Consider the following 5,370-nt stretch of genomic DNA (forward strand, 5'->3'; position numbering starts at 1 on the left):
GGCGGGGACGGCGCGGGGCGGGCACCGCTCGGTGCCCGCCCCGACGTCTGCCGCTCAGCCCACGACCGAGGTGATGGCCTCTCCGAGAGCGCTCGCCTCGTCGGGGGTCATCTCGACGACGAGACGCCCCCCACCCTCCAGCGGCATGCGAAGGACGATGCCGCGCCCTTCCTTGGTGACCTCCAGCGGACCGTCCCCGGTCCTCGGCTTCATGGCCGCCATCGGCGTGCTTCCTCTCGTCGAATCGTGCGCGCGCCGTGTCCGCGGCCGGGTGCCGCGGGCGACGTGTGGGTCTCCATCATCCCCCAACCGCGGCCCCGCACGAGCACGGGGGCACGCCGTGGATCTTCACCGCGGCCTCACGGCGGCCAGTCGGCGGGCGGGGAGAAGCGCCACAGCCAGGCGGTCCAGACGACCTGCAGGGCCAGCGAGCACACCACCCACGCCCGCAGCACCGCGGCGCTGCGCGGGCGCACCGCCACCAGGGCGCCGAGCGGGAAGAGGAAGACCAGGTAGCGGAACAGGCTCGTGAAGGGGTCCAGGACCAGCAGCAGGTAGCCGACGTAGGCCAGGCACCAGGTCCGCAGCTCCGCGCCCAGCGCCGCCGCCCGCCGCGAGAGCAGCCAGCCGGCGAAGCCCGCGACGGCCAGGAGGAGCAGCACCGGCCCGGCGACCGTCCCGAGCACGTACTGGGAGATCCCCCACCACGGCCGCAGCCACACGACCTCGCCGCTGGAGCGCCAGGCCCCCATCGTGGCCGTGTAGGCGTCGCGGCGGCCGGTCATCAGCCAGGTCGCCAGCGGCCACAGCAGCCCGGCGGCACCGCTGGCGCCCAGCAGCGCCAGGCCGCGCAGCGCCTCGCGGCCGCTCAGCTGCGCGCCGGCCCGCCGCCCGGCCCGGGCGCGCAGCGCGAGGTGCACGACGACGACCACCGACAGCGGCACCGCGACGGGACGGGTCAGCCCGAGCAGCAGCGCCACCAGCGCCGCGGGCAGGTAGCGCCGCCGCTGCAGCAGGGCGAGGAAGGCCACCAGCAGGGCGAGGGCGGGGCCCTCGGTGTAGGGGACCTGGAAGACCAGCGAGGGCGGGCTGACGCAGAAGAGCACGGCGGCGCTCCAGGCGCTGCGGCGGGCGACCGCCTCGCTGCGGTGGGCGCGCACCGCGCGGTGCACCAGGGCGCGCACCCCCACGGCCGCCGCGGCCCCGGCCACCAGGGAGACGAGGGCGCCGGCCCAGCCGAAGGGCACCCCGGCCCACAGCAGCGGGCGGGTCAGCAGCGGGGCCAGCGGGTAGAAGGCGAGCGCCGACTGCTGCGGGGCGCCGTCCTCGCCCAGCGGCACGGCGTCCGGGTAGCCCTCCTCGGCGATGCGCCGGTACCAGGTGGCGTCCCACAGCCCGAGCATGTCGCCGTAGCCGGCCCCCGCCGGGGTCCAGTCGCTCTCGGGCTGGAAGCGGGCGACCTCGGCGAGCACGGCCGCGGAGAACAGCCGGGCGAGCAGGTAGACGGCCAGCACGCGCCAGCCCACCGGGGTGCGCAGCCAGCGCAGCCGGGCGCGCAGCAGCAGCGGCGGGCGGGCGGCTGCCACCGCGGGGACGGCGGCGCGGGTCGCGCCCGGGGCGCCGGGGGCGCCCGGTGCGCTCACCGGCCGCCTTCCAGCTCCCGCCGGCCGCGGCGCAGCACGGCCTCGAAGCCCAGCCGCCCGCCCAGCGCGGCCACCGGGGAGCCCAGCGCGGCGAGGACGGCCAGGGCGCGCGGGTGCACGACGACCTGCTCGCTCCACTCCACCCGCACCCGGCCGCCGCCGGCGGCCGCGACGAGGATGCGCACGCTGCCGCCGAGCACGGGGCCGGTCTTGACCACGTGCACCCGCCCGGTGCCGCCGGCGTCCGCGGGCGCCTGCCAGGAGAGGACCTCCATGCGGTCGTCCAGGCGCCAGGGCCCCAGCCGGGAGACCGCCGCGAAGCGCTCGCCGGGCCCGCCGACGGGTCCGGGCAGGCGCTCGACGACGGTCGCGGGCACCCAGGGGCTCTGCCGCGGCCAGTCGGTGAGGACGGCGAAGACGTGCCGGACGTCGCCGGTGAGCTCGGCGCGGGCGGTGAAGTCGATGCTCATGGCGTCCTCAGTCCTCGGCGCTGCGCCAGGCGGCGAGCTCCTCGTCGCGTTCGCGGATCTCCTCGCGCAGCCGGTCCAGGACGGCGTCGACCTCGTCCATGCGGTAGCCGCGCAGGCCCAGGGAGAAGCGGACGGCGTCGACGTCGGCGGCCCGCACGGGCCCCTCGGGCAGCCCGCGGAAGGGCCGGGTGGAGGTGGCGGGCGCCATGCCGCCGCCGATGCGCCCGGTCGCCACCGCGGCAACCGCGCCGACGGCGAGCAGGACGAGCAGCAGCAGCACGAGCGTCACGAGGCCCCTCCTCCCGCGGGCCGCTGCGGGTCGCCCGGCGCCGCACGATCCTCGCCGTCGGGGGCGGGGAAGTCCACGAAGGTCCCGACGATCTCGGAGCTGGGCAGGCTCACCCGATCGCGCGGCGCCTGCTCGAGGTGGTCGAGGGCGTCGACGGGGTCGTCGGTCCAGTGGATGGTCTCGAAGACCATGGGCCGCGCGAACCCGCGCGCGACCAGGCCCTCCAGCCAGCTGCGCAGCCCGGCGTAGTGGCCCCCGCTGTCCAGCACCGCCAGCGGCTTGGTGTGCAGGCCGATGGTGCGCGCCACCCAGATCTCGAAGAGCTCCTCCAGCGTGCCCAGCCCGCCGGGCAGCACGATGAAGGCGTCGGCGCGCGCGTCCATCTCCGCCTTGCGCCGGCGCATGTCGTCGGTGACGACGAGCTCGCCCAGGCCCGCGGGCGGCAGCTCCAGCTCCATGAGCGCCCGGGGCATGACGCCGGTGGTGCGCGCTCCCGCGGCGCGGGCGGCGGCCTCGGCCGCGCCCATCACCGAGGTGCCGCCGCCGCCGTAGACGAGGTCGTGCCCGCGCTCGCCGATGAGGCGCCCCACGGTGGTGGCCAGCTCGACGTGGGTCGGGTCGATGCCGCCGGAGGCGCTGCCGTACAGGCAGATCGTGCTCACGCCAGGTCCTCCGCCCGCTCCAACAGCCATCCCGAGAGCACCTGCAGGCACTGCTCGACCTCGGCCGTGCGGCAGCGCTCGTCGTCGGCGTGCGCGGTGGCGTTGTCGCCGGGGCCGTAGTTGACCGCGGGCACGCCGAGGGCGGAGAAGCGGGCCACGTCGGTCCAGCCGTACTTGGGCCGCGGCTCGGTGCCGGTGCGGCGCACGAAGTCGGCGGCCGCGGGCAGGTGCAGCCCGGGCCGGGCGCCGTCGGCGGCGTCGGTGACGCGCACGTCGAAGCCCTCGAAGACCTCCCGCACGTGCGCCTCGGCGCCGGCGGCGTCCAGCGAGGGCGCGTAGCGGTAGTTGACGGTGACCGTGCACCGGTCGGGGATGACGTTGCCGGCGACCCCGCCGGAGACCAGCACGGCGTTGAGGGCCTCGCGGAAGACCAGCCCCTCCACGTCGACCTCGCGCGGCACGTGGGCGGCGAGCCGGGCCAGCACCGGGGCCGCGTCGTGGATGGCGTTGCGCCCGCGCCAGGGCCGGGCCGAGTGCGCGGCCTTCCCGGTCGTGGTGACCTCCGCGCGCAGCGTGCCGTTGCAGCCGCCCTCGACGACGGCCGAGGACGGCTCGAGCAGGACGGCGAAGTCGGCCGCGAGCAGGTGCGGGGCGTTGCGGGCCAGCCGGCCCAGGCCGTTCCTGGCCGCCTCGACCTCCTCGTGGTCGTAGAAGACGAACGTCACGTCCCGGGCGGGGGCCGCGCCGGCCGCCGCGAGCCGGGCGGCCAGCGCGAGCTGGACGGCCACGCCGCCCTTCATGTCGCAGGTGCCGCGGCCGACGAGGACGTCGCCGTCGACCGGGTGCTGCTCGCGGCGCACCGGCAGGTTCGGGGGGTCGGTGAGCGGCACGGTGTCCAGGTGCCCGGCCAGCAGCACCCGCTCGGCGCGCCCGTGCGCCGTGCGGGCCACGACGGCGTCGCCGTCGCGGGAGACCTCCAGGCCGGGCAGGGCGCGCAGCGCGGCCTCCACGGCGTCCGCGAGGGCGGTCTCCTCGCCGGAGACGGAGGGGATGTCGCAGACCCGGCGGGTCAGCTCGACGACGTCGACACCGGGGTCGGCGAGGTCGAGGGCGGTGGCGGCAGCGGTCACGACAGGCACCCTAACGACGCCGGTGGGGACGCGGTCGGCGGTCCGCGGCAGGTGGGCGGGGTGCCGGTGGGCGAGGTGGTCGCCGGCGGCCGGCGCCCGGATAGGGTCGGGCGGGTGAGCGAGCACACCAGCACGGGGACGAGCGGCGCGGGGACGAGCGGCACCGGCGGGCAGGGGGCCCGCCGCGCGTGGGGGCACGGCCTCGCGACGATCGCCGAGGACGGCGCGGTGCTCGACGTCTGGTACCCCTTCCCCGCGCTGGGCGCGGCCACCTCCGGGGAGGCCAGCGCCTACGGCGTGCCGGCGGAGCTGGCCTCGCTGGAGGACTCCGACCCGCACCGCCGGGTGCGCCAGCGCGTGGTCACCACGCAGATCGACCTGGACGCCCCGCCGGCCGACACCGCCGACGCGTACCTGCGCCTGCACCTGCTCTCGCACCGCCTCGTCGCCCCGCACGGGCTGGACCTGACGGGGATCTTCGGGGTGCTCTCCAACGTGGTGTGGACCAACCACGGCCCCTGCGCCGTCGCCGACTTCGAGCGCGTCCGGCTCGCGCTGCGCGCCAACGCCGGCCCGGTCACCGTCCTCGGCATCGACAAGTTCCCCCGGATGACCGACTACGTGACGCCCTCGGGCGTGCGCATCGCCGACGCGGACCGGGTGCGGCTGGGCGCGCACCTGGCGCCGGGGACGACGGTCATGCACGAGGGGTTCGTCAACTACAACGCCGGCACGCTGGGCACGTCCATGGTCGAGGGCCGCATCTCCGCGGGCGTCGTCGTGGGCGACGGCTCCGACGTCGGCGGCGGCGCGTCGATCATGGGCACGCTCTCCGGCGGCGGCAAGGAGGTCGTGCGCATCGGGGAGCGCTGCCTGCTGGGGGCCAACTCCGGCACCGGCATCAGCCTGGGCGACGACTGCGTCGTCGAGGCCGGCACCTACATCACGGCCGGCACGAAGGTCGCGCTGGTCGGCGAGGACGGCAGCGCACCGCGGACCGTCGCGGCGCGCACGCTGTCGGGCTCGACCGGGCTGCTGTTCCGCCGCAACTCCGTCACCGGCTCGGTGGAGGCGCTGCCGCGCAAGGGCGTGAGCGTGGCCCTCAACCCCGCCCTGCACGCGAACTGACGGTGCCGACGACCCGGACGCCGCGTCCCGCCGCCCCCCGCCCCGCTC

General features: G+C 77.2%; 7 protein-coding genes. 1 reads left to right on the forward strand and 6 read right to left on the reverse strand.

The window, feature by feature from the left end:
* Positions 1-54 precede the first annotated feature (54 nt).
* The 6 genes from GTQ99_RS19255 to dapE all read right to left on the reverse strand — a co-directional run bounded on the left by GTQ99_RS19255 (position 55) and on the right by dapE (position 4,203).
* The gene (locus GTQ99_RS19255) at positions 55-222 is read right to left on the reverse strand and encodes a DUF3117 domain-containing protein (protein ID WP_166617328.1); all 168 of its coding nucleotides are present in this window, start codon (positions 220-222) and stop codon (positions 55-57) included.
* A 137-nt stretch (positions 223-359) separates the two neighbouring features.
* Entirely contained in the window at positions 360-1,643 is a 1,284-nt protein-coding gene (locus GTQ99_RS19260; protein ID WP_166617329.1) for a hypothetical protein, read from the reverse strand.
* The gene (locus tag GTQ99_RS19265) at positions 1,640-2,113 is read right to left on the reverse strand and encodes an SRPBCC family protein (protein WP_166617330.1); all 474 of its coding nucleotides are present in this window, start codon (positions 2,111-2,113) and stop codon (positions 1,640-1,642) included. The genes GTQ99_RS19260 and GTQ99_RS19265 overlap by 4 nt, the downstream gene beginning before the upstream one ends.
* A gap of 7 nt (positions 2,114-2,120) precedes the next feature.
* Positions 2,121-2,402, reverse strand: coding sequence for a DivIVA domain-containing protein (locus GTQ99_RS19270; RefSeq protein WP_166617331.1), 282 nt, complete (start codon positions 2,400-2,402; stop codon positions 2,121-2,123).
* Positions 2,399-3,064 (reverse strand): TIGR00730 family Rossman fold protein, encoded by a 666-nt coding sequence (locus GTQ99_RS19275; protein ID WP_166617332.1) that lies wholly within the window; start codon positions 3,062-3,064, stop codon positions 2,399-2,401. The genes GTQ99_RS19270 and GTQ99_RS19275 overlap by 4 nt, the downstream gene beginning before the upstream one ends.
* The gene (gene dapE, locus GTQ99_RS19280) at positions 3,061-4,203 is read right to left on the reverse strand and encodes a succinyl-diaminopimelate desuccinylase (protein WP_420814590.1); all 1,143 of its coding nucleotides are present in this window, start codon (positions 4,201-4,203) and stop codon (positions 3,061-3,063) included. The genes GTQ99_RS19275 and dapE overlap by 4 nt, the downstream gene beginning before the upstream one ends.
* 105 nt (positions 4,204-4,308) lie before the next feature.
* Here dapE and dapD point away from each other — a divergent pair, with 105 nt between their 5' ends.
* Complete coding sequence (gene dapD / locus GTQ99_RS19285; protein WP_166617334.1) at positions 4,309-5,322, forward strand: 2,3,4,5-tetrahydropyridine-2,6-dicarboxylate N-succinyltransferase; 1,014 nt, start codon at positions 4,309-4,311, stop codon at positions 5,320-5,322.
* Positions 5,323-5,370: the final 48 nt, after the last annotated feature.

It is taken from the genome of Kineococcus vitellinus (assembly GCF_009906315.1).
Taxonomy (GTDB): domain Bacteria; phylum Actinomycetota; class Actinomycetes; order Actinomycetales; family Kineococcaceae; genus Kineococcus; species Kineococcus vitellinus.

Excerpts from the sequence above, each read along its gene's own strand:
- GTQ99_RS19255 (WP_166617328.1), bottom strand. The coding sequence starts at position 222 with ATGGCGGCCATGAAGCCGAGGACCGGGGACGGTCCGCTGGAGGTCACC.
- GTQ99_RS19265 (WP_166617330.1), bottom strand. The coding sequence starts at position 2,113 with ATGAGCATCGACTTCACCGCCCGCGCCGAGCTCACCGGCGACGTCCGG.